The sequence below is a fragment of the Brevundimonas sp. genome, from assembly GCF_036963785.1.
Lineage (GTDB): Bacteria > Pseudomonadota > Alphaproteobacteria > Caulobacterales > Caulobacteraceae > Brevundimonas.
Genome location: NZ_JBALUS010000001.1, coordinates 92,499 through 113,449 on the forward strand (window position 1 = coordinate 92,499; position 20,951 = coordinate 113,449).

The 20,951-nt window shown below is 67.4% G+C and carries 17 protein-coding genes; 8 read left to right on the forward strand and 9 right to left on the reverse strand.

What is annotated here, in order from left to right; translation table 11 throughout:
• Positions 1–6 precede the first annotated feature (6 nt).
• From V7672_RS00480 to V7672_RS00505, 6 genes are all read left to right on the forward strand, one after another.
• Positions 7–1,257 (forward strand): hydrolase, encoded by a 1,251-nt coding sequence (locus V7672_RS00480; protein ID WP_335622716.1) that lies wholly within the window; start codon positions 7–9, stop codon positions 1,255–1,257.
• Positions 1,258–1,262: 5 nt separating this feature from the next.
• Positions 1,263–2,270, forward strand: a complete 1,008-nt coding sequence (locus V7672_RS00485; protein ID WP_335622717.1) for an arginine N-succinyltransferase — start codon at positions 1,263–1,265, stop codon at positions 2,268–2,270.
• Positions 2,271–2,286: 16 nt separating this feature from the next.
• On the forward strand, positions 2,287–3,705 hold the full coding sequence (gene astD, locus V7672_RS00490; protein ID WP_335622718.1) for a succinylglutamate-semialdehyde dehydrogenase: 1,419 nt from the start codon (positions 2,287–2,289) through the stop codon (positions 3,703–3,705).
• Positions 3,702–5,042 carry an N-succinylarginine dihydrolase gene (astB, locus tag V7672_RS00495; RefSeq protein WP_335622719.1) on the forward strand — a complete coding sequence of 447 codons (1,341 nt, stop codon included), beginning with the start codon at positions 3,702–3,704 and terminating at the stop codon, positions 5,040–5,042. The genes astD and astB overlap by 4 nt, the downstream gene beginning before the upstream one ends.
• A gap of 71 nt (positions 5,043–5,113) precedes the next feature.
• Positions 5,114–5,401: a hypothetical protein gene (locus V7672_RS00500; protein WP_335622720.1), complete on the forward strand. Its 288-nt coding sequence runs from the start codon at positions 5,114–5,116 to the stop codon at positions 5,399–5,401.
• 45 nt (positions 5,402–5,446) lie between these two features.
• Positions 5,447–5,860, forward strand: a complete 414-nt coding sequence (locus V7672_RS00505) for a hypothetical protein (RefSeq protein ID WP_335622721.1) — start codon at positions 5,447–5,449, stop codon at positions 5,858–5,860.
• A gap of 3 nt (positions 5,861–5,863) precedes the next feature.
• Here V7672_RS00505 and phhA read toward each other — a convergent pair whose 3' ends face one another.
• Positions 5,864–6,739: a phenylalanine 4-monooxygenase gene (phhA, locus tag V7672_RS00510; protein WP_335622722.1), complete on the reverse strand. Its 876-nt coding sequence runs from the start codon at positions 6,737–6,739 to the stop codon at positions 5,864–5,866.
• Between the two features lie 86 nt (positions 6,740–6,825).
• The gene (gene hspQ, locus V7672_RS00515) at positions 6,826–7,140 is read right to left on the reverse strand and encodes a heat shock protein HspQ (protein WP_335622723.1); all 315 of its coding nucleotides are present in this window, start codon (positions 7,138–7,140) and stop codon (positions 6,826–6,828) included.
• A 143-nt stretch (positions 7,141–7,283) separates the two neighbouring features.
• Between hspQ and V7672_RS00520 the strand changes: the two genes are divergently transcribed.
• A complete protein-coding gene (locus V7672_RS00520; RefSeq protein WP_335622724.1) occupies positions 7,284–8,345 on the forward strand; it encodes a Ppx/GppA phosphatase family protein in 1,062 nt (353 codons plus the stop codon).
• On the opposite strand, the gene V7672_RS00525 is transcribed toward V7672_RS00520, so the two are convergent.
• The 5 genes from V7672_RS00525 to gyrA form a co-directional block, all read right to left on the reverse strand.
• Positions 8,346–9,212 carry a peptidylprolyl isomerase gene (locus V7672_RS00525; RefSeq protein WP_335622725.1) on the reverse strand — a complete coding sequence of 289 codons (867 nt, stop codon included), beginning with the start codon at positions 9,210–9,212 and terminating at the stop codon, positions 8,346–8,348.
• A 72-nt stretch (positions 9,213–9,284) separates the two neighbouring features.
• Positions 9,285–10,136, reverse strand: a complete 852-nt coding sequence (locus V7672_RS00530) for a peptidylprolyl isomerase (RefSeq protein ID WP_335622726.1) — start codon at positions 10,134–10,136, stop codon at positions 9,285–9,287.
• A 12-nt stretch (positions 10,137–10,148) separates the two neighbouring features.
• Positions 10,149–10,637 (reverse strand): pantetheine-phosphate adenylyltransferase, encoded by a 489-nt coding sequence (coaD, locus tag V7672_RS00535; protein WP_335622727.1) that lies wholly within the window; start codon positions 10,635–10,637, stop codon positions 10,149–10,151.
• Between the two features lie 50 nt (positions 10,638–10,687).
• Entirely contained in the window at positions 10,688–11,491 is an 804-nt protein-coding gene (locus V7672_RS00540; RefSeq protein ID WP_335622728.1) for an aminotransferase class IV, read from the reverse strand.
• Positions 11,492–11,496: 5 nt separating this feature from the next.
• The gene (gyrA, locus tag V7672_RS00545) at positions 11,497–14,265 is read right to left on the reverse strand and encodes a DNA gyrase subunit A (RefSeq protein ID WP_442888771.1); all 2,769 of its coding nucleotides are present in this window, start codon (positions 14,263–14,265) and stop codon (positions 11,497–11,499) included.
• A gap of 144 nt (positions 14,266–14,409) precedes the next feature.
• Between gyrA and V7672_RS00550 the strand changes: the two genes are divergently transcribed.
• A complete protein-coding gene (locus V7672_RS00550; RefSeq protein WP_335622729.1) occupies positions 14,410–14,994 on the forward strand; it encodes a superoxide dismutase family protein in 585 nt (194 codons plus the stop codon).
• 17 nt (positions 14,995–15,011) lie between these two features.
• Here the strand turns inward: V7672_RS00550 and gltB are convergent, their stop codons facing one another.
• Both gltB and V7672_RS00560 read right to left on the reverse strand, forming a co-directional pair.
• Positions 15,012–19,493, reverse strand: coding sequence for a glutamate synthase large subunit (gltB, locus tag V7672_RS00555; RefSeq protein WP_335622730.1), 4,482 nt, complete (start codon positions 19,491–19,493; stop codon positions 15,012–15,014).
• The gene (locus tag V7672_RS00560) at positions 19,490–20,923 is read right to left on the reverse strand and encodes an NAD(P)-dependent oxidoreductase (protein ID WP_335622731.1); all 1,434 of its coding nucleotides are present in this window, start codon (positions 20,921–20,923) and stop codon (positions 19,490–19,492) included. Before V7672_RS00560 ends, gltB begins: the two co-directional genes overlap by 4 nt.
• Positions 20,924–20,951 lie beyond the last annotated feature (28 nt).

Here is a 20,951-nt window from a genome sequence, read left to right on the forward strand (position 1 = left end):
GCCCGCATGCAGATAAGTCCCGAAGACCAGATCGTGCTCGACCACGTCGCGGCACGCCGCGACGCCTTGATCGGACGCGCAATCGACTGGGCCAACGTAAACTCCGGCAGCCGCAACGCCGACGGTCTGGACCGCGTGCTGGGCGCCATCGAGCGGTCGGTGGCACACCTGCCCTGCACGGTCGAGCGCGTGGAAACCGCCGCGTCCAGCCGCATTGAGGACGATGGCACCGAAGTGCCCCTGAATTTCGCGCCGGCGCTCAAGCTGACGCTGCGGCCCGGGGCTCCGGTCCAGATCGTGCTGACCGGCCACTATGACACCGTTTTCGATGCCGACAGCCCGTTCCAGACGGTCGGCACCCGTGACGACGGCGCCCTTCATGGCCCGGGCATCGCGGACATGAAGGGTGGCATCTCGGTGCTGCTGGGCGCGCTGGAAGCCTTTGAACTGCACCCGGACAAGGCCCGGGTCGGCTGGTCCGTGCTGTTATCGCCGGACGAGGAAATCGGGTCGCCGGGCTCCGCCCCGCTGCTGGCCGAACTGGGCGCCCGGGGGCATCTGGGGCTGACCTATGAACCCTCCCTGCCCGACGGCAGCCTCGCCGGCGCCAGGAAGGGAAGCGGCAATTTCCACGTCGTGGTGCGGGGCAAGTCGGCCCATGCCGGGCGGGCCTATCATGAAGGCGTCAACGCCATTGCGGGGGCGGCCCGACTGGCGACTGCGCTGGATGCACTGAACGGCCAGCGTGACGGGGTGACGGTCAATGTCGCCAAGATTTCAGGGGGCGGCGCCCTGAACGTCGTCGCCGACACGGCCGTTGTCCGCTTCAACGTCCGGGTTCCCGACCCCGATGCCGCTGACTGGACCCTGGCGCAGATTCAGTACCTGACCTCGCGGCCGCCCATCGAAGGCGCCACCGTACACCTCCACGGCGGCTTCACCCGTCCACCCAAGCCCATGGATGCTGCCCAGACCGAGCTGTTTGAAGCGGTGCGTCAGGCCGGCGAACTGCTGAACCAGAGCCTGCGCTGGCAGTCGTCGGGCGGGGTCTGCGAAGGCAACAATCTGCACGCCGCGGGCCTGCCCAACATCGATACCCTGGGCGTGGTCGGCGGCGCCATCCACTCGGATCAGGAATATGCCTGGCCCGACAGCTTCGTCGAGCGGGCCCAGTTGTCCGCCCTCATCCTGTGCAAGGTGGCCTCGGGCGAGATCGACGCCCACCACCTCAAACAGCTTCGTCTTCAGTCCAGGTAGGTTTCATGCTGGTCGTTCGCCCCGCCGGTCCCGGCGATCTGGATTCCCTGCTGGAGCTGGCCATTCTGTCCGGACCCGGCTTCACGAGCCTGCCGGAAGACCCGGATCAGTTGAGCGAGCGGCTGGACCTGAGCCGCGACAGCTTCATGGGCAAGATCGAGGCCCAGGAGCGCTGGTACACCTTGATGCTTGAGGAGTCGGATACCGGCGACGTCGATGGCGTCGGGTCCGTCAAGGCGGCGGTCGGGCTGCACCGGCCCTTCTTCAGCTTCCGTGTCGTGAACAACACCCAGTCCTCGCCGTCTCTGGGCATCAAGCTGGAACAGAAGACGCTGGTGCTGGTCAATGAGTGCACCGGCTGGTCCGAGGTCGGCTCCCTGTTCCTGAAGGCCGACCGGCGGAAGGGCGGCGCCGGACGCCTGCTTAGCCAGTCGCGCTATATGCTGATCGGCGCCGAGCCGGACCTGTTCGCCGATACGGTCCTGGCTGAGCTGCGCGGCGTCTTCACACCCGACGGGGCCTGCCCCTTCTGGGATCATGTCGCGCACAAATTCTTCCCGATGGAGTTTGACGAAGCCGACCGGATGACCGGCTCGACCGACAAACAGTTCATCCTCGATCTGGCGCCGCGCCACCCCGTCTATGTCGAGCTGCTGCCAGAGCCGGCCCGCGCCGTGATCGGCAAGGTCCACCCGCAGGGCGTGCCCGCCATGGCCCTGCTGGAGTCCGAGGGCTTCCGCCCCAACGGCCTCGTCGACATCTTCGATGCCGGCCCGACCGTCACCTGTCGTCGCGACGATATCCGCACCGTCCGCGACGCCCGCCGCCTGACCGTGCGCATTGAGACCGAGGTCGAGGCCGAACTGCCCAGCCTGATCTCGACCGACCACGTCACGGGCTTTCGAGCCGTGCGCCAGAAGGCCGCCATCGACGACGAAACCGTAATCCTCAACGCCGAGACCGCCGCCGCCCTCAAGGTCAGGGCCGGTGATACGGTGCGCGTGAAAAGCTGACCTGTAAGGACCCCGCATGACCACCTTTGCTTCCATCGATCCCGCAACCGGCGACACCGTCTGGGAGGGCCCGGCCTCGACCGGCGGCGAGGTGGAGCAGGCTGCAGCCCGGGCGCGTCAGGCCTTTCCCGACTGGGCGGATCGTCCGCGTCAGGACCGGATTGATGCCGTCAAACGCTATCAGGCGGTGCTGAAGGCCCGCGCGCCCGAGATCGCCGAAGCCATCAGCCGCGAGACCGGCAAGCCCCTGTGGGAAACCCGCACCGAGGCCACGGCGATGCAGGGCAAGGTCGACATCTCGATCCGGGCCTATGACGAGCGTACCGGCGAGCGCACCTCCGAGACCGGCTTCGGCCGGGCCACCCTGCGTCACCGCCCGCATGGCGTGGCGGCGGTGCTCGGGCCCTTCAACTTTCCGGGCCACCTGCCCAACGGCCACATCGTGCCGGCCCTGCTGGCGGGCGACACCGTCATTTTCAAGCCGTCAGAAGAGACGCCGCTGACGGGCCAGCTGATGGTCGAGTGCCTCAAGGAGGCTGACCTGCCTGACGGCGTCGTCAATCTGGTCCAGGGCGGGCGCGACGTGGGGGCGGCCCTGCTCGAGCAAGACATCGACGCGCTGATGTTCACGGGCTCGGGCGCCGCCGGGGCGCACTTCAAGCGCCACTTCGCCGACAACCCGCATGTCATCCTGGCGCTCGAGTTGGGCGGCAACAATCCGCTGGTGGTTTGGGATGCCGCCGATGCCGAGGCTGCAGCCGGGATCATCCTCCAGTCCGCCTTCATCACGACGGGCCAGCGGTGCTCGTGCGCCCGTCGGCTGATCCTGCCGGAGGGGCCGCAGGGCGACGCCATTGTCGAGGCCGTCGCTGCCCTGGCCGACCGGATCGTCTTCGCGCCGTGGGACAGCGACCCCGAGCCCTATGGCGGTCCGTTGATTTCGAACCGCGCCGCCAGCGCCGCCCTGCACGCCCTGCAGCAGCGGATCGACGCGGGGGCAAAGGTGATCCGTGCCTCCGGACCGGTCGACGGCCTGTCTCCCGCCTTCGTCAAGCCGTCAATCATTGACACAACGGGCGTCGATGTGTCGGACGAAGAGATCTTTGCCCCCTTCCTGCAGGTCCGGCGCGTGCCGGACTTCGACACGGCGCTCCGCGAAGCCAATGCGACGAAATATGGTCTGTCCGCAGGGTTGGTGTCGGATGATCCGGCGAACTGGAATCGGTTCATCCACCGCATCCGCGCGGGGGTCGTGAACTTCAACCGCCCGACCACGGGCGCTGCCGGCGACATGCCGTTCGGCGGCCTCGGCCAAAGCGGCAATCATCGTCCCTCGGCCTACTATGCAGCCGACTACTGCGCCTATCCGGTCGCCAGTTTTGAAGCGGACGACATCAAGAACATCGAAAGTGAGATCAAGGGCTTGCGGTCGTGACCTCAACTGCTGTCGAGGCCAATGCCGACGGCCTGATCGGGCCCACCCACTCCTATGCCGGGCTGTCGCCGGGCAATCTCGCGTCGAGCCTCCATGCGGGCAAGCCCTCGAACCCGCGCGCAGCCGTGCGTCAGGGTCTCGACAAGATGAAGATGCTGGCGGACCTCGGCCTGCCCCAATTCGTGCTGCCGCCGCAGGAGCGTCCTGATATCCCCTTTCTGCGGAGTCTGGGCTTTTCGGGATCGGACGCGGAGGTTCTCGCGCGGGCCTGGACCGACGCGCCCACCTTTGCCGCTGCGGCCTGTTCGGCCTCGTCCATGTGGGCCGCCAATGCCGCGACCGTGACGCCGAGCGCGGACTCCGGCGACGGTCGGGTGCACTTCACACCCGCCAATCTGGCAACCAATCTCCACCGGTCGATCGAACACCCGCAGACCAAGCGGGCGCTGGACGCCCTGTTCCCCGACCCATCGCACTCTGCCGTGCACGACGCCCTGCCCGGCGTCAGCCATCTCGCCGATGAAGGCGCGGCCAATCACGTCCGCCTGTGCGCCGAGCACGGATCGCCCGGCGTCAATCTGCTGGTCTGGGGACGGGAGGCCTGGGAGGGCTGGGACGGCCCCTATCCCGCGCGCCAGACGCATGAGGCCTCACAAGCCATCGCCCGCCGTCATGGCGCGACCGGCGCTGTCTTCCCGCGTCAGGGCCGGGCAGCGATTGCAGGCGGGACCTTCCACAATGACGTGGTCTGCGTGGGCGCGCTCAACACCCTGTTCTTCCACGAGCTCGCGTTCGAGGACAAGGCCGGAACGCTCGATGCGATCCGCAGAGCTGCGGAAGGCCTGTTCGAACCCGCGTTTGTCGAGATCTCCACCGCCGACCTCCCCCTCGCTGACGCCATCTCCAGCTATCTCTTCAATTCGATGCTGATCCAGGTGCCCGGCGAGGACCGTCTGACCCTGATCTGCCCGACCGAGACCCGCGACAACCCGCGCAGCCACGCCGTGGCCGAGCGGATCGCCGCGTCCAATGGCCCGATCGGTCAGGTGCGCTACGTCGATGTCCGCCAGTCGATGATGAATGGCGGCGGTCCGGCCTGCTTGCGCCTGCGCGTGGTGCTCAACGAGGCCGAACTGGCCGCCACCAACCCCGCCATGCGTCTGACGGACGACCTTTACGCCCGTCTCGGCGAGTGGGCCGACCGCTGGTACCGCGAGACACTGAGCCCCGCCGATCTGGCAGACCCGGCGCTGCTGGAGGAGTCACGAGGGGCGCTGGACGAACTGACCGGCTTTCTCAAGCTCGGCGGCGACTTCTATCCGTTCCAGCGACCCTAGCGCCTCGAACAATTAGTCTCGACAGAGCTGCGAAACTGCGCACATCCTTCCCGGAATATCGGGGGGTATTCATGACAATCCACCGCAGCCTTGTCGGACTGCTTCTCACTGTCGCGACCTTGATGGGACTCGGTGCCTGCGCCACCGGTCCTTCTCTCACACCGCAACAGATGCAGGCTGTTCGGGCGGGCGAGCAGTCGGCAATCATCATGTCCTATCGCGAGTACGCGGGGATGTATGGCGCCTATGTCCGCTTCATCAACGTGGACACTGGCCTCCAGTACCAGGTCGAGATGCATGGCGGGATGAACGTTGTGAACGCCGGACCGGACATGGTCGCCGTCCCGCCCGGACGTTAACGCGTCGCCGGCGGCAGCCTTTACACCGCCGACTCCACGGGCTCGTTGCCGCTGATCGACCGCTGGTTTGCGCCCTTCGACGTCGCGGCGGGCGAAGTCGTCGACGTCGGCACCTTGCGGATCGACGACATCAGCGTCCGGGCGCTTCCGGGTCTGGGCGAGCGCGTCGTCAACGCCATGCTGACACTGAATCCCGCCCGGTCCGACCGCTATCTCGTCTACGCCGTGGACTATTCCGATGCCGAACGGGTCGAAAAGATGCTCGCGAGCAAATATCCGACGCTCGGAGTCACTCCCGCGCGCAGACCCCTGGTGGTGAGGCTGGATCGCGAGGCCTTTGAGCAGGTGATCGTCGAGGCCTACGCGCTGAACCCGGACGGCAGCCCACCGACGGTCGAGCAGGCCGGAGCCCGCGTCGCTGCCGGGCTGACACGCTTCCTGCGGGAAGCGGACCGGTAGGGCTCAGGCGGCGAAACGTCCGCCCTTGGCGGCGTAGGCCTGGGTGCCGGGCGTGAAGACCGTGTCGGTCGGCAGGATGGTGTCGATGGCGATGTCGTCCTTGCCCTCAAGTCGGTCGTAGATCGGGCCGAAATCCTTCAGCGTCTCGTCCTTGAGCGCCTCCAGGCTGTGGATGACGAAATAGACCTGCTGGAAGTCGTCAATGCGGTACAGGGTGCGCATCACCCGCTCGAGATCGAAACCCAGCCGGTTGGGCGACGAGTCCTCAATCGCGAACACGCTCTCGGTCGCGGACGAGACGATGCCCGCGCCATAGATGCGCAGGTCGTCGCCTTCCTTCATCAGGCCGAACTCGACCGTGTACCAATACAGTCTCGCCAGATTGGCCAGCATGCCGCGTTTCGCGGCGCGCTGGCCGCCCTTGCCGTAGGCCTCCATATAGGCGGCAAAATCGGGATCGGTCAGCATCGGCACGTGGCCGAAGACGTCGTGGAAGATGTCCGGCTCCTGCAGATAGTCCAGTTGGTCCGGCTTGCGGATGAACTGTCCGGAGGGAAAGCGTCGGTTGGCCAGATGGTCGAAGAACACCTCGTCGGGCACGAGCCCCGGCACGCAGACCACCGTCCAGCCGGTCAGGGCCTGTAGCTTGGGGTTCATGACCTCGAAGTCAGGGATGCCACCGGTGTTGAGATCCAGCGCGTCGAGGCCCTTGAGGAAGGCCTGACTGGCGCGTCCGGGCAGGATCTTCATCTGCCGCGCATACAGGGTGTTCCAGGTGTCGTGTTCGACCTTTGTATAGGCCGACCAGCCTTGCGGAATGGTCCAGTCTTCGGCCGCCCCCTCGGGCGGGGCTTCAAAGACATGTTCGAAATCGGACATGGGGTCCCCTTTCGCATCGGGATGAATTGGTGCCCATCCTACGCGCTCGCCCGACCAAGGACCATATGCGGGACGGTAAACCCGCCCTAGTGCAGATCCACGAATCGCGGCTGCAGGCGCCCTTGGTCATCGTGCCGGAACCAACGCTTCAGGTGCGGAAGGGCTGCATGTTCCGGGGCCGGCCCGACCACCAGGCTCTGTTCCGCCGCATAGACAAGCACGCCCGTGGTCTCGTCCAGCACCAGGACCTTGTAGAAGGGCTGGTCGGTCGACACGGCGCCGGTCTCACCGGCTGGACCGTCATAGCTGGCATCGACGTCAATGATCACGCCGCTGAAGGCGTCATCAAGCTGGCGGACGCTCTGGCCCAGTCCGAATTTGGCAGCTCTGGTTTTCGTCATGGGGCCAGACTAGCGGTGCTCGCCTGAGCCCTCTCCGACGCTTCTGTTCATTTTCGCGACAGACTGGCTTGGCGCGGACGATCGCATGGGGCTAGTCTGGTCTCGAGGGGGACCGCTTCGGTTCCCAAAAAGAAAGTTCGGCCATGCCGGAGATCGACGGCGCGCCTGCGGGGCGCGACGGAAGGTCCCACCGCCCTGGCGATGCGGCCACAGCGCCGCAACTCTATGGCGCCCTGGATCTGGGGACCAACAATTGCCGCCTGCTGATCGCGCGTCCCACGCGTGATGGTTTCAGGGTGGTCGACTCGTTCAGCCGCATCGTTCGGCTGGGCGAAGGCATCAGTCGCACCGGGCGTCTGACGGATGACGCCATGGACCGGGCCTATGACGCCCTCGCCATCTGCGCCGAGCGGGTCGCCAAGAAGAACCTGCCCTCCGAGCGCATCGCTGCCGTCGCCACCCAGGCCTGTCGCGCGGCCGAGAACGGTCCAGAGTTCATTGAACGCGTACGCATCGGCACCGGCCTCAAGCTCCGTATCATCGCCCCCGATGAGGAGGCCCGTCTGTCGGTCGAAGGATGCCGCAACCTGCTCGACAGCAGTTCGCAGGCGGTTCTGGTCGTGGACGTCGGGGGTGGCTCGACGGAGCTGTCGTGGCTGGTGCGCGCCGGGCACGGCTTCGAGACGGTCGGCTGGATGTCAGCGCCGGTCGGAGTGGTTACGCTGGCAGAGGGGCATCCCGAGACGCCGGTTGATCCGCTGGTCTGGTACGAGGCCATGGTGACCCACATGACCCGGGCAATCGAGTCTGCCCCGGTAAACGGTACGGTGAAGGCGCTGTTCGATGGGGGGCAGGCTCATCTGGTCGGCACCTCGGGCGCGATCACCAGTCTGGCGGGTATCCACCTGAAGCTGCCCCGCTATCAGCGCGACCGCGTGGACGGGCTGTGGATGACCCGGGGCGATTGCGAGGCGGCGGCCCGGCTGCTGCTCGACCTCGGCCCTGAAGGCCGGGCCCGCAACCCCTGCATTGGCCCGGACCGCGCCGATCTGGTGATGGCCGGCGCGGCGATCCTCGAGGCTGTTCAACGTGCCTGGCCGTGCGAGCGGGTGCGCGTCGCTGACCGGGGCCTGCGCGAGGGGCTGCTGCTGGAACGGATGCGGTCCGGCCGCCGTCGCCGGCGCCGATCCGGTGGGCGTCGCTGATCAGCCAAAGGCGGGGTCGCTGACCTGAACCGGCAGCTCCAGATCACAGATCGAGAAGTCGGCCCCGCGGTGCAGCCGTACGCTCTCGATGGTCGTGGCGAAGATCGGAGATCCGGCGTCCAGCACCCGGGCCGTCGGTCGGCTCTCCACCGGAAGGTCCGAGGCCACGCGCACGCGCAGCATGCGATCCGGCTCGGCCGGCACCATGCCGCTGGGTTCCTCGCCGACCTTGAGCGCGCGCACAACGTCCAGCCCCACGATCACCCGACCCCAGACCGTGTAGCGCTTGTCCAGCGACGGATAGGCCTGGCGCATCAGGAAGAACTGGCTGTTGGCGGTGTCGGGATCCTCGTCCCGCGCCATACCGGCCACGCCCGGGCAATAGATGGCCCATCCATGCACCATGCCGTCGCTGGTGCGGGGCATCAGCTCGGCCGGCTGGGTCTGGACCGGAAGCGAGCCGACAAATCCCAGCAGGGCCCCCATCGGTGCGGCCACCGGCGTGAAGTCCATGTCGGGGCCCCGGCGGAAGGTGAACTCGCCGGCCAAGTCCGGATAGGCGCTTTGCCCGTCACCCGTGCCTAGCGGGTCGCCCGTCTGGGCCATGAACCAGTCGATCACCCGGTGCCACGCCAGGCCGTCATAGAAGCCGAGGCCGGACAGCAGGCGAATACGCTCGACATGCAGCGGCGCGATCGCGGGGGCCAGCTCGACCAGAATCCGCCCCTTGGTCGTATCGATGATCAACAGGTTTTCGGGCGCAACGAGGCGCCAGTCCTGCGAGGGAGGCGGGGCCGCAGCGGCCGGCTGCATCTCGACCGGCTGGGCCGGAGGCGGGGCCTCCTGCGCTGCCGCGGGCGCGGCCATTGCCAGCACCAACAACCCCGTCAGAGCCTTGACTACGTTCACAGGGCGCATGCGCTCCCTCCCCTGGCTTGCTTACTGGACACGCGACGGTAGCTGGACGTCGCAGATATTGAAGTTCGCCCCCCGGGCCGCGCGGGCCTCCGCGACGAGCGCGGCCGCCTCGGGGCTTCCATCCCGCAACACCTGCACCGTCGGCCGTTCTCCCTCGGGCAGCGCCGTCGCCAGCCGCACCCGCACCAGGGTGTCCGGGTCAGCGCTGACCCGCCCGTTGTCCGCCTCGGACCCGACTTTCAGCGCCTTTACGACGTCCAGTCCGTCGACGATCCGTCCAAATGGCGTGTAGAGGCCATTCAGGTCATCCTCGCGCCCGGTCATGAAGAAGAACTGGCTGTTGGCGCTATTCAGACTGCCCGCGCGGGCCATGCCGACCACGCCGGGGCAGAAAATACCCTGGGCGCCGACCTTGAAATCGGCCGTCACCATCATCTGGCTGTCCGGCTGGGTCACGATCGACAGGCCCCGCATCACGCCCCGCAGGCCGGAGCCACTGTCCTCGACCAGGACAAAGCCGCTGTCGCGCCCACGCCGGAAATTCAGTTCGGCGCTGATGTCAGCGAGGTCGCTGCCGCCGCCGCCCGTCCCCTCGGGATCGCCCGTCTGGGCCATGAAGCCTTCGATCACGCGGTGGAATGTGTGCCCATCATAAAACCCCTGCTCCGCCAGGGTGGTCACCCGCTCGACATGGGCGGGGGCCACATCGGGAAACAGTTCGACCAGCACCCGGCCCTTGCTGGTCTCGACCACCAGAAGGCGTTCCGACGGTACCCTGCGCCAACTGGACACCTCCTGGGCCACGGCCGGCGACGGCGCCGCGCTCAGCAGCAGGGCGGATAGAACCAAGGCACAGCCGGACTTCATCAGCATGGATATCACCTGTCAGTGTCCGCCCTTGACCCGGGTGCGGACACGCGCCGCGACCGCGGGGCTTACAAAACTCTCGATCTTCCCGTCCAGACGGGCGATCTCCTTGACCAGTCGCGAGGCGATGGCCTGATGTCGCGGATCCGCCATCAGAAACACGGTCTCGATCTCGCTGTTCAGGCGCTGGTTCATGGCCGTCATCTGGAACTCGTACTCAAAGTCGGCGACCGCGCGCAAACCCCGCACGATGACATTGGCATTCAGCGACTCGGCGAAATGCATGAGTAGCGTATCGAAAGGCTGCACCACGATCTCGGCGTTCAGCGTCATGACCTCGGCCTTCAGCATCTCGACCCGTTCGGCGGTCGTGAACAAGGGGCCCTTGTCGTCGTTCTGGGCGACGCCGATGACCAGACGATCGACCAGCTTCACGGCCCGGCCGATGATGTCCATATGGCCATTGGTGACGGGATCGAAGGTTCCCGGATACAGCCCGATGCGCATGTGTCGGCCTCCCTCAGTGTTTCCGGCTTAGCATCGGTCGCGCCCGGCTCCTAGACCGGCTGGGCTTCGGCCCGCGACCAGGCGGCGGTGATGCTTGCGAGGCGTTCCGTACCGACTGAAAATGCGTGATCGCCGATGGCCGCCACCGCACAGGCGGGCGTCGCGCTATTGGTGATGAAGGCGCCCTCGAAGCCCGGCAGATCGGCCACCGTGAGCACGCGGCTCTCCTGTTTCAAACCGACATCTCCCAGATGGGCCTTGATCAGGGCCTGCGAGACCCCCTCCAGCATGGGGGCCTCGGGCCAGATCACCGTGTCGTCCCGCACAAAGCCAATGTTCCAGAGACTGCCCTCGGAAATATGGCCCTCGACATCGACAAACAGGGCGTCGTCATAGCCCGCCAGTCGGGCCTGTCGGCGCGCCCGGATCAGCCCCATGGTCGCCACATGCTTCAGGTCGGGCGTCTCACGCGCACAGGTCAGCAGCTGCAGCGTCAACGGCGTCTCTCCGAGGGGGGGCACGGGCGGAAAGACTCCGACCATCACGCCGGGCGGCCCCTCATGGGACGGCGACCGCGGGCTGATATCGCGCGAGAACAGGCTGACCCGAACGAAGGCGTCGGACCGGTCGCCGAGCGCGTGACGAATCAACTCTCGCACCCGGGGCTCGGGCACAGGCACGCCGAACAGGACGGTGCCCGCATGGGTCAGTCGCGCCAGATGCCGGTCCAGCCCTCGCACAGACCCGGCCGAAACCGCAAACGAGGTGTAGGCGCCATAGTTGACCAGCGCCTGGTGCGTCAGGTCCTCGACCGTCGCCGGTGCTCCGTCGATCCAGAGGTCGCCGGCCGCCAAGGCCGTCAGCCCTCGTCGGCCTCACCCACGACGACATCACCGTCCGGCGCCTCGTCGTCGCCGGGCGTCTCGGCCAGGCGTTCGACCGAGACCACCTTTTCGCCGTCGGCGGTACGGAACACCGTGACGCCCTGGCTGGAGCGACCGACGACGCGTATCTGACCGACCGGTGTGCGGATCATCTGCCCGCCCGACGTCACCAGCAGCAGGTCGTCGGTGTCCTCAACCGGGAAGGAGGCCGCCAGACGGTTGCCCGCACGGCCGCCCAGGCCGTGGGCCGTCAGCCCCTGCCCGCCCCGGCCCGTGCGCCGGTACTCATAGGCCGACGAGCGCTTGCCGAAGCCGGTCTCGGTGATGGTCAGGATGAACTGTTCGGCCGCGCCCAGTTCCGCGATGCGCTCGGGCGAGATCGGCGCCTCGGCGACGGCTTCGTCATCGGCCTCGACCCCCGTTTCATCCTCGCCCTCGCCGGCGGCGCGGCGCATGGCATTGGCGTGTTTGACATAGGCGGCGCGTTCTTCGGGCGTGGCATCGACCCGGCCGAGGACGGCCATGGAGATGACCTCGTCCGTCGGCTGCAGCCGCACGCCGCGCACGCCCGTCGACTTGCGGCCCTTGAAGACGCGCACATCGTCGGCCTTGAATCGGATAGCGCGTCCCATGGCCGTGGTCAGCATGATGTCGTCATCGGCCTGGCACAGACCGACGCCGACCATGTGGTCGCCCTCTTCCAGTTCCATGGCGATCTTGCCGGCCCGGTTGACGGTAGCGAAGTCCGACAGCTTGTTCCGGCGCACATCGCCCGACCGGGTCGCGAACATGATGTCGTAGTTGTCCCACTCGGACTCGTTCTCCGGCAGGGGCAGCACATTCATGATGCTGTCGCCCGGATCGATCGGCAGCAGGTTGACGAAGGCCTTGCCGCGCGACGTGGGCCCACCCAGCGGCAGGCGCCAGGTCTTCAGCTTGTAGGCCTTGCCGTTGGAGGCAAAGAACAGCACCGGCGTATGGGTCGAGGCCGAGAAGACGCTGACCACGGCGTCGTCATCCTTCATGGCCACGCCCGAGCGACCCTTGCCGCCGCGATGCTGCGTCCGATAGGCGTTCAGCGCCACGCGCTTGACGTAGCCCCCGTGGGTGACGGTGACGACCATGTCCTCGCGCGGGATCAGGTCCTCGTCTTCCATATCGGCATCGCCCTCGCCGATCGTGGTGCGACGCGGCACGGCGAACTGGTCCTTCACCGCGATCAGATCCTCGCGGATGATGGCCAGGATGTTGGCACGGTCCGACAGGATGGTCAGGTGGCCCTGAATGGTGTCGGCCAGGCCGCGCGCCTCGCCGAAGATGTCATCACGGCCCAGCCCCGTCAGACGCGACAGCGTCAGGGCCAGGATGGCGCGGGTCTGCTCGTCGGTGAGGCGGATCTTGTCGCCTTCAACCAGCACGGTGCGCGGATCGGCGATCAGCTCGACCAGGGCCATCATGTCCCCGACCGGCCAGGACTGGGCCTGCAGGCGTTCGCGCGCCTCGGCCGGGTCGACCGACGAGCGGATGATGTGGATCACTTCGTCGATATTGGCGACGGCGACGGCCAGACCGACCAGCACATGGCCGCGGTCACGAGCCTTGCCCAGCTCGAACTTGACGCGGCGGACGACCACTTCCTCGCGGAACTCGAGGAAGGCCTCCAGCATCCGGCGCAGACCCATCTGCTCCGGGCGCCCCTGGTTCAGGGCCAGCATGTTGACGCCGAACGAGCTCTGCAGCGCCGTGTAGCGATACAGCTGGTTCAGGATGACGTCCCCGGACGCATCGCGCTTCAGCTCGATGACGATGCGCATGCCCTGACGGGCGGATTCATCGCGGACGTCGGCGATGCCTTCCAGACGCTTTTCGCGGACCATTTCGGCGATCCGCTCGATCAGGGTCTGCTTGTTCACCTGGAACGGCAGTTCCGTGATGATGATGGCCTCGCGATCCTTGCGGATCTCCTCGATCGAGGCCTTGCCCCGCACGATGATCGAGCCACGACCGTCGCGCAGGGCATTGCGCGGGGCGGTCCGGCCCATGATCTCGCCGCCGGTCGGGAAGTCCGGGCCCGGCACGATGTCCAGCAGGGCCTCATCGCCCATGTTCGGGTCGTCCAGCAGGGCCACGGCCCCGTCTACGATCTCGCCCAGATTGTGGGGCGGGATATTGGTCGCCATGCCGACGGCGATGCCGCCCGCGCCATTGACCAGCAGGTTCGGGATCCGCGCCGGCAGGACGACAGGCTCAAGTTCCTTCTCGTCATAGTTCGGCTGGAAATCGACCGTGTCCTTGTCGATGTCGGTCAGAAGCGCCACCGCCGCCGGGGCCATCCGGGCCTCGGTGTAACGCATGGAGGCCGGCATATCGCCGTCGACCGAGCCGAAGTTGCCCTGGCCGTCGACCAGCATCAGCCCCATCGAGAAGGGCTGGGCCATGCGCACCAGCGCCATATAGACCGAGGCATCACCATGCGGGTGGAAGCGACCCAGCACATCACCGACGACGCGGGCGCACTTCGAATAGGCGCGCTCGGGCGTCATGTTCAGGTCGTGCATCGAATACAGGATGCGGCGGTGAACCGGCTTCAGACCGTCGCGCACATCCGGCAGGGCGCGGCTGACGATGACGCTCATCGCATAGTCGAGGTACGAACGGCGCAGTTCGTCCTCAATGGTGATGTTGTCTATGTGGCCGCCACCCCCGCCACCGGGAATTGCGGACGGGTCAGCGTGATCGGATATGTCGTCGGTCAAGGATTTTTGGCTTCATCTGGCCGGAATCAGAACAACTTCCGGGCTTGAGGATTACTAGCATCGGCATCCGGGGCTGGCAAAGTTAACCCCCAACATATCCCCGGCCCTGAAATCGCATCGAGGAGACACACCATGACCCTGTCCCGGCTATCCCTTCTGACCGCAGCCTCGATCAGCGCCGCCGCCCTGATGTCCGGCTGCGTGGCGATGACCGAGAACCACTACGGCGTCGAGCGGCAGGCTGTCGCCCGGATCGGCGATTTCGGCGAGGCGACCCTGATCAACGCCTCGGGCCAGAACATCGGGCGTGCTGTCCTGACGCAGGGACCGTCCGGCCTGCTGATCCGGGTCGAGGCCGATGGCCTGACGCCCGGCTGGCATGGCATCCACATCCATGCGACCGGCGAATGCGCAGCGCCGTTCACCTCTGCGGGCGGCCACATCAACCATGCGGACGAGGCCCGGCCGCATGGCCTGCTCAATCCCCAGGGGCCGGATGACGGCGACCTGCCCAACATTTATGCCGATGAACAGGGCCGGGTCCGCGCCGAGATCTTCACCACCCGCGCCCGGATCGCCCCCGAAGGCCCCGGCCAGTGGCTGTGGGACGATAATGGCTCGGCCATCGTCATCCATGCCATGTCCGACGACCACAAGACCCAGCCGATCGGCGGCGCGGGCGACCGTGTGGCATGCGGCATCATGGCGGCGGGCTAAAACCTCGTGGGCGGGGCTCAGGCGCGGCGCGCTTGGGCCGCCTCCTCCGCCTCGCGGGAAATGACGTGCAGGAAGGCCGCGCGCGACGCCGTCCAGTCCTCCAGAATCCGGATGGCCAGTGGTGAGCCGGTCTCTGCTGCGTGCCCTGCAATCAGCGCCTTCAGCCGTTCCGCCGCGGCCCCGACCACCGGCCCCGCGATCACCGAGTCCGCGTTCAGATTGGCCAGCGCTTGATCGCCGTCGTTCCAGACGAAGGCTTCTCCGCCTGACATGCCGGCGCCGAAATTCCAGCCGGTCGAGCCCAGCACGACCAGGGTGCCGCCGGTCATATATTCCCCTCCATGCGCCCCGCAGCCCTCGACCACCGCCACGGCGCCCGAGTTGCGGACGGCAAACCGCTCCCCCGCCACGCCGGCCGCGAGCAGACGCCCCGATGTCGCACCGTACAGACAGGTGTTGCCGATCAGCGCCTGTCCCGGCTTCCAGGCGACGGGCCGGATCACCAGATGCGCGCCTGACAGGCCCTTGCCGACATAGTCGTTGGCCTCACCGTCCAGTTCGATCCGCAGGCCCTTCATGCCCCAGGCCGCCAGCGACTGTCCGGCCGCACCTTTCAGCTTCAGCGTCAGATGCCCGTCGGGCAGGCCCTGTCCGTGGCGCCGGACGATCTCTGACGATGTGCGCGTGCCGATCGCGCGCAGGGTGTTCCGCACCGCATAGCTGAGCTGCATCTTCTCGCGCTTCTGCAAACACGGCGCGGCGTCCACCAGGATCTGCGCGTCCAGACTGTCGGGCACGGGATTGCGCGGCAACTCGGCGCCATTCCGCAGGTCCGCATCCCCGACCCTCACCAGCAGCGGATTGAGGTCCAGATCATCCAGATCGGCGCCACCGCGCGACACCTGACGCAGCAGGTCCGTGCGGCCGACCGCATCATCCAGCCGTGCCAGACCCAGTGAGGCCAGCACCTCGCGGGTTTCCTCGGCGATGAAGGTGAACAGATTGATCACCTTGTCGGGCGTGCCGGTGAACAGCGCCCGCAGGCGTTCGTCCTGCACGCAGACCCCGACCGGACAGGTGTTCGAGTGGCACTGGCGCACCATCAGGCATCCGACGGCGACCAGACTGGCCGTGCCGATGCCGAACTCCTCGGCGCCTAGCATGGCCGCGATCACGACGTCCCGGCCCGTTCGGATGCCGCCATCGGTGCGCAGGCGCACCCGTCCGCGCAGACCGTTCATGCTCAGTACCTGATGGGCTTCGCTCAGGCCCATTTCCCACGGCATGCCGACCTGTTTGATCGAGCTGATCGCCGCGGCCCCAGTGCCGCCGTTGTGCCCCGAAATCAGGATGGTATCGGCCTTGGCCTTGGCCACACCCGCCGCCACGGCACCGATCCCCGACTGGGCCACCAGCTTGACCGTCACCCGGGCGTCCGGATTGATCTGCTTCAAATCATAGATCAGCTGGGCCAGGTCCTCGATCGAATAGATGTCGTGGTGGGGCGGCGGACTGATCAGACCCACGCCCGGCGTCGCATGGCGCATCCGGGCGATGAATTCCGTGACCTTGAAGCCGGGCAGCTGGCCGCCCTCGCCGGGCTTGGCGCCCTGGGCCACCTTGATCTCGATCTCGCGGCATTGGGTCAGATATTCCGCAGTGACCCCGAACCGGCCCGAGGCGATCTGCTTGACCGCGCTGTTCGGATTGTCGCCATTCGGGCGGGTCTTGTAACGCTCGGGATCCTCGCCCCCCTCGCCCGAGACAGAGCGGGCGCCGATGCGGTTCATGGCGATGTTGAGCGTCTCGTGCGCCTCGGGGCTCAGCGCGCCCAGCGACATGCCGGGTGTCACGAACTGCTTGCGGATTTCATTGACGCTCTCGACCGTCTCCAGCGCCACGGAGCCGGTCTCGCGGAAGTCCAGCACGTCGCGCAGGGCCCCGGCCGGCTGTTCGCGCACCCGGCGGCTGTAGGCCTTGTAGCGTCCATAGTCATTGCGCGTGGTCGCATCCTGAAGCCGATGGATGGCCTCCGCGTCCCAGCCGTGGCGTTCCTCGCCCGCCCGGATGCGGTGAGAGCCCCCCAGCCTGAGGAGCGGCCGGTCGCGCTCAAACCCGGCCTCGACCAGCCGCAGCGCCCGCGCCTCAAGTCCCACCAGACCAATGCCTGAAACCCGCGAGGTCATGCCCGGAAAGATATCCGCGACCAGCGCCCGGGACAGGCCCAGAGCCTCGAACTCAAAGGCTCCGCGATAGGCCGAGATCACCGAAATGCCCTTCTTGGCCAGGATTTTCAGCAGCCCCGCCTCGATGGCCGCCTTGTAGTTCAGGCAGGCCTCACGCAGCGATCCCGGGCCATAGCGGCCCTCGTCCTGACGCTGCAGGAAGGTCTCCTGGGCCAGCCAGGCGTTGACGGCTGTCGCGCCACACCCGACCAGCACGGCAAAGGCGTGGGCATCCAGCGCCTCGGCAGTCCGCACGACGATCGAGACGAAGGACCGCAGCCCCTCGTCCACCAGCCGCGTGTGCACGGCGGCCGTCGCCATGATCATCGGAATGAGCGGCCGGCCAGGCCCCATAGCCTCGTCAGTCAGCACCAGAATGCCGGCCCCGGCCCGCACCTGCTCGACCGCCTCGTCGCGCAGGCGCTCAATGCCTTGCCTGAGGGCGTCGCCCGCGCGTTCGCTGGCCGGTGTCGGATCGAAGCTGGTGTCCAGACGGGCCACCGCTCCCTCGCCCACCACATCCAGCATGCGGTCGAACATACCGGTGGTCAGGACCGGACTGTCCAGCACATGGACCCGAGTCTGCCCCTCCTCCTGCGCCAGGATGTTGCCGAGGTTCTTGAACCGGGTGCGCAGCGACATGGCCGCGCCCTCGCGGAGCGAGTCGATCGGCGGATTGGTCACCTGGGCAAAGGCCTGGCGGAAATAGTGGCTGAACGGCCGGTCCAGACCCGACAGGACCCGGGGGACGGCATCGTCGCCCATCGACCCCACGGCCTCCTTGCCGTCGGCGATCATTGGATCCAGCAGGGTTTCGACGTCCTCCTGCGTCCAGCCCACGGCGGCCTGCATGCGCACCAGCGCCGGGCCGTCCAGCCTGCGCGGCTCCGGCCCGGGTCCGACCTTCGGTTCCAGATCAATGATATTGGCCAGCCAGCGATCATAGGGATGCTCCGCCGCCAGCGTGTCCAGAATGGCCGTCTCGTTGAAGAGCCGCCCCTCCTCAAGGTCCAGCGCGATCATCCGGCCCGGCCCGATGTGAAGATTGCGGGCAATCCGCTCCGGCGCGATGCCGGTCATGCCGACCTCTGACCCGCAGATCAGCAGTCCGTCCGAGGTTTCGGTCACCCGCAGGGGACGCAGGCCGTTGCGATCCTTGCCGGCCACGACCCAGCGCCCGTCTGTGGCACACAGGGCGGTGGGGCCGTCCCAGGGCTCCATCACCGCATTGCAATAGGCGTAGAGGGCCTGATGCGCGGGGCTCAGGACGCCCGGAATGGAGGCCTCGGGGATCAGCAGCGTCTTGGCCATCGGCGCCGACCTGCCGGCCCGGACCAGCACCTCAAAGACGTTGTCGAGGGCCGCCGAGTCCGAGCCCCCCTTCTGGATGACCGGCTTGACGATATCGTCATCGGCCCCGAAGGCCGCCGCCGTCATGCGGATCTCGTGGCTGCGCATCCAGTTGGCGTTGCCGCGCAGGGTGTTGATCTCGCCGTTGTGGGCCAGCATCCGGAACGGCTGCGCCAGCCGCCACTCGGGGAAGGTGTTGGTCGAATAGCGCTGATGGAACACGGCCACCGAGGCGACGACCTCGGGGTCCATCAGGTCCGGGTAAAACTCGGCCAGCGCCTGGGCCAGCATCATGCCCTTGTAGATGACCACCCGCGCCGACAGCGAACAGACATAGACGTCGGCGATTCCGCGCGACAGCGCCCGCGCCTCGATCCGGCGCCGCAACAGATACAGGGCGCGCTCCAGATCCTCGCCGTCCAGCCCCTCGGGCGGGGCCAGCATGATCTGCTCAATCTCCGGCCGGGTGGCGGCGGCGCGCTCGCCCAGGATGTCGGGCCGGTGCGGCACCTGTCGCCAGCCATAGAGGTAGAAGCCTGCCGCCTGCACCTCGCGCTCGATGACCACGCGCGCCTGTTCCTGCGCCGCCAGATTGTGGCGCGGCAGGAAGACCATACCGACCGCCAGAGGCCCAGGCCGGGGCTCCCGCCCCTGCTCGCGCACCTGTCGCAGGAAGAACTCGCGCGGCAGGCCGATCAGCAGGCCCGCGCCATCGCCCGAGCGCCCGTCCGCGTCGACCGCGCCCCGGTGCCAGACGGCCTTGAGCGCCGCGATCGCCAGATCGACGACCTCCCGCCGGGGCTGCCCGTCGATGGCGGCGACCAGCCCCACACCGCAGGCATCCCGCTCGCTGGCAGGGTCATAGGCGCCCGCCTCGGTCAGCGCCTGCCGGTCGTCGAGATATTTCTGGCGATCGAAGGTCATGCCGCCACCTGCTGGCGCGTACCCAGCCAAGCATGGATCTCTGCGGCGGCATCCTGCCCCTCGCGCACGGCCCAGACGACCAGCGAAGCGCCGCGCGAAATGTCTCCCGCGACGAACACACCGTCCAGGGTCGTCGCCCGCGTGGTGCCGGCGGACCAGACGGTACCGTCGTCCCGAACCGCGAGGTCGGGCGTCCCGAACTGCATTCTCAGGTCCTCGGGCTCAAAGCCCAGCGCCTCGATGACCATATCGGCGCTGCAGTCATAGGCGCTGTCGGTCAATTCCCGGATCGAGCGTCGGCCATCGGGGCCGGGATCGGACAGGGAGGTTCTTATGGCCCGGACGGCGGTCGCCCGGCCCTCGGCGTCGTGCACCGCCTTGGGTGACGCCAGCCAGTCGAACACGACGCCCTCTTCTTCGGCATGGGTGACCTCGCGGGCACTGCCGGGCATATTGGCCCGGTCCCGGCGATACAGGCAGGTGACCGAGGTCGCACCCTGACGCACGGCGGTGCGGACGCAGTCCATTGCCGTATCGCCGCCGCCGATCACCACCACCGTCCGCCCGCTGGCATCCAGGGCGCCAGACTCGAACTCCGGAACCGCATCGCCCATGCCCTTGCGGTTGGAGGCCGTCAGATAGGCGAGCGCGGGCACCACGCCGTCAATGCCACAGCCCGGCACCGCCAGTCGGCGCGCGGCATAGACCCCCGTCGCCAGCAGCACGGCCTGATGCCGACTCCTCAAATCCTCGAACGACAGGTCACGCCCGATCTCGACGCCCAGCTCGAACGAGACGCCGGACTCCACAAGGCGGTCGATCCGCCGCTGCACCACCGGCTTTTCCAGCTTGAAGCCGGGGATGCCGTACATCAGCAGTCCCCCCGCGCGGTCCTGACGTTCATAGATGGTCACCGCATAGCCCAGCCCGCGCAGCCGGTCGGCTGCCGCCAGCCCGGCCGGGCCGGACCCGACAATCCCGATCGAGGCCTCCCGCTCCCGGACAGGCCGGATGGGTTCGATCCAGCCCTCCTTGAACGCCATATCGCCCAGCCAGCGTTCGACCGAGCCGATGGTGACCGTCTCCCAGCCCGCGCGCTCCAGCGTGCAGGCGCCCTCGCACAGCCGGTCCTGCGGACAGATCCGGCCACAGATCTCCGGCAGGGCACTGGTGGCTTCGGACGCGCGCCACGCCTCTTCCAGTCGCCCCTCGGCCGCCAGCTTCAGCCAGTCGGGAATGGCATTCTCGAGTGGACATCCGCTCTGACAGAAGGGCACGCCACACTGGGCGCAACGGCTCGACTGGGCCGCGCCATTGGCAGCGGCAAAATCGGCGTAGATTTCCTTGAAGTCGCGGACGCGGCTCTCAGCGGGCGCCTTGGGGGGCGTCCGGCGGACGACTTCCGGGAATTTCTGGTTGCGGTGCAGCATAGGCCCACCATCCTGTGCTGAGGCGCTC

What these genes read in the sequence shown, in the direction of transcription:
- V7672_RS00520 (WP_335622724.1), top strand. Translation starts at nt 7,284, where the DNA reads ATGCCGGAGATCGACGGCGCGCCTGCGGGGCGCGACGGAAGGTCCCAC.
- coaD (WP_335622727.1), bottom strand. Translation starts at nt 10,637, where the DNA reads ATGCGCATCGGGCTGTATCCGGGAACCTTCGATCCCGTCACCAATGGC.
- V7672_RS00550 (WP_335622729.1), top strand. Translation starts at nt 14,410, where the DNA reads ATGACCCTGTCCCGGCTATCCCTTCTGACCGCAGCCTCGATCAGCGCC.
- V7672_RS00560 (WP_335622731.1), bottom strand. Translation starts at nt 20,923, where the DNA reads ATGCTGCACCGCAACCAGAAATTCCCGGAAGTCGTCCGCCGGACGCCC.
- gltB (WP_335622730.1), bottom strand. Translation starts at nt 19,493, where the DNA reads ATGACCTTCGATCGCCAGAAATATCTCGACGACCGGCAGGCGCTGACC.
- V7672_RS00530 (WP_335622726.1), bottom strand. Translation starts at nt 10,136, where the DNA reads ATGCTGATGAAGTCCGGCTGTGCCTTGGTTCTATCCGCCCTGCTGCTG.
- hspQ (WP_335622723.1), bottom strand. Translation starts at nt 7,140, where the DNA reads ATGACGAAAACCAGAGCTGCCAAATTCGGACTGGGCCAGAGCGTCCGC.
- phhA (WP_335622722.1), bottom strand. Translation starts at nt 6,739, where the DNA reads ATGTCCGATTTCGAACATGTCTTTGAAGCCCCGCCCGAGGGGGCGGCC.
- V7672_RS00480 (WP_335622716.1), top strand. Translation starts at nt 7, where the DNA reads ATGCAGATAAGTCCCGAAGACCAGATCGTGCTCGACCACGTCGCGGCA.
- astD (WP_335622718.1), top strand. Translation starts at nt 2,287, where the DNA reads ATGACCACCTTTGCTTCCATCGATCCCGCAACCGGCGACACCGTCTGG.
- V7672_RS00485 (WP_335622717.1), top strand. Translation starts at nt 1,263, where the DNA reads ATGCTGGTCGTTCGCCCCGCCGGTCCCGGCGATCTGGATTCCCTGCTG.
- V7672_RS00500 (WP_335622720.1), top strand. Translation starts at nt 5,114, where the DNA reads ATGACAATCCACCGCAGCCTTGTCGGACTGCTTCTCACTGTCGCGACC.
- V7672_RS00525 (WP_335622725.1), bottom strand. Translation starts at nt 9,212, where the DNA reads ATGGCCGCGCCCGCGGCAGCGCAGGAGGCCCCGCCTCCGGCCCAGCCG.